Source organism: Kitasatospora sp. NPDC057198, from assembly GCF_042670125.1.
GTDB lineage: Bacteria > Actinomycetota > Actinomycetes > Streptomycetales > Streptomycetaceae > Kitasatospora.
The window spans coordinates 1-1,892 of record NZ_JBHUWH010000806.1 but is presented as its reverse complement, the minus strand read 5'-3'; the positions used below and the strand labels follow the sequence as shown (position 1 = coordinate 1,892).

General features: G+C 75.5%; 2 protein-coding genes. One reads left to right on the top strand and one right to left on the bottom strand.

Going from position 1 to position 1,892, the window contains the following annotated elements:
* Window positions 1-30 precede the first annotated feature (30 nt).
* Entirely contained in the window at window positions 31-816 is a 786-nt protein-coding gene (locus ACFUEL_RS39210) for a hypothetical protein (RefSeq protein WP_380242926.1), read from the bottom strand.
* Window positions 817-967: 151 nt separating this feature from the next.
* Between ACFUEL_RS39210 and ACFUEL_RS39205 the strand changes: the two genes are divergently transcribed.
* Entirely contained in the window at window positions 968-1,873 is a 906-nt protein-coding gene (locus ACFUEL_RS39205; RefSeq protein ID WP_380242924.1) for a sucrase ferredoxin, read from the top strand.
* Window positions 1,874-1,892: the final 19 nt, after the last annotated feature.

Below are 1,892 nucleotides of genomic sequence, written 5' to 3'. Positions count from 1 at the left end.
GCCCCTCACGTCAGTGCGGTTTCGGCGGTCTCAGCGGTACTGCCCCGGCGGCTGCTGCCCCGGAGCCGGGTACTGGCCCGGAGCCGGGTACTGGCCGGGCGCTGGGTACTGGCCGGGGGCCTGCTGCCCGGGTGCCGGGTACTGGCCGGGCGTCGGGTACTGCACGGGTGCCGGGTACTGGCCGGGCGCCTGCTGCCCCGCCGGGTACTGCGCCGCCGGGTACGGCCCGGGGGCCTGCTGCACGGGTGCCTGCTGCCCCTCCGCCTCCGGCGCGGAGCGCTCTATCGGCGTCGGCGACAGCAGGAAATCGCTGCTGTAGCCGTAGAAGTGGACGTACAGGCCGTGCTGCGCGGCGATCGCGAAGACCGGCTCCGGCCGGACGCCCCGGTAGTCCTTCCCGCGCACCTCGAAGCTGTCGAAGCCCACCCCCCAGCGCAGGTTGGCCCAGCCGCGGAAGGCGTACTTGCGGCCCGGGCCGCCCGCGAACGCCCCGGCCGCGGTGCGGCAGATCTCCGCCAGCCTGGCGTCCCAGCGCCGCTGGTCGTTGGTCCACTCCCGGGCGAACCGGGCCGGGCCGACGAAGCGGTGCAGCGGGCGCAGCAGCAGCCGCAGCCAGCCGAGCAGGAACCAGTCGCGCCCCTTGCCGACCTCGTTGAGCTCGTAGACCGTCCGGAACGGGATCCACACCACCAGCGTGAGCACCAGCTCCGCCGGGATCAGCACCCACTGCAGGACGAACCACAGCAGCAGCCCGAGCCGCCAGCGCCGCTTCGGCTGCCGGGCCTCCGCCGGCATCACCTGCTGTACGCCGTTCACCGACCACCCCCACCAGGCAGGAAGAAATTCAAGACTCCCCCAAGAGAACGTCAACTGCCAGCATTCGGGCTCAGCATAGCCCGGCCGCCATCGGCCCTCCGTGGCCGCACCACCGCGCCCGGGAGGGCCGTCCGGACGTAGGGTGGGCCGGATGAGCACCTGTACGACGCTGTCGCACGAACTGACCGAACCGCTGAGCGCCACCGCGGCCACCGCCACCACCTGGCTGCTGCTCGAACAGTCCGGTCCCTGGGGTGCGAAGGCGCTCACCGGCAGCCACCTCGACCCCGGGCTCGGCGCCGCCCTGGAGCGCGCCGCCGAGGGCACCGGCGTCCGGATCGCCCTGATCCGCCGCCCCGGGCGGCACGCCGACACCGACACCACCGCCCGGCACGAGGTGCTGCTCGCCCACACCTCCCCCGCCGACCCGTGGGTGCGGCGCGGGCACGTCGGCTCCCCCGCCGAACTGCTGGAACTCGACTTCGCCGCCCTCGGTGCGGGCGACCACGGCTCCTTCGGCGCCCCGCACGTCGGCGGCCCGATCGCCCTGGTGTGCACCAACGGCCGCCGCGACCGCTGCTGCGCCCTGCTCGGCCGCCCGCTGGCCGCCGAGATCGCCGCGGCCGGGCACAGCGAGGTCTGGGAGGTCACCCACCTCGGCGGGCACCGCTTCTCCCCCACCGTGCTGGTGCTGCCGCACGGCTACGCGTACGGGCGGCTCACCGCCGAGTCCGCGAAGGAGGTGCTGGCCGCGACGGCGGCCGGCCACACCGTCCCCGCGCACTCCCGCGGCCGCTCCTACTGGCCCCGTCCGGCCCAGGCCGCCGAGCAGGCCGTCCGCAAGCTGACCGGCGAGTGCGCCGCCGACGCCCTGACCCTGCACCAGCACCCCGGCGGCTCGCCCTGGACGGTCGACGTCCTCCACGCCGACGGCCGGCGCTGGCGGGCCGTCGTCGCCGAGTCCGCGAGCGAGCCGCCGCGCCCGGAGAGCTGCGGCAAGGCCCCGGGCACCCCGTCCCGGATGGACGTCGTGGAGCTCTCCCCGCTGACCGCGTGACAGCGGGGGCGCGGAACCC

What these genes read in the sequence shown, in the direction of transcription:
- ACFUEL_RS39205 (WP_380242924.1), top strand. Translation starts at nt 968, where the DNA reads ATGAGCACCTGTACGACGCTGTCGCACGAACTGACCGAACCGCTGAGC.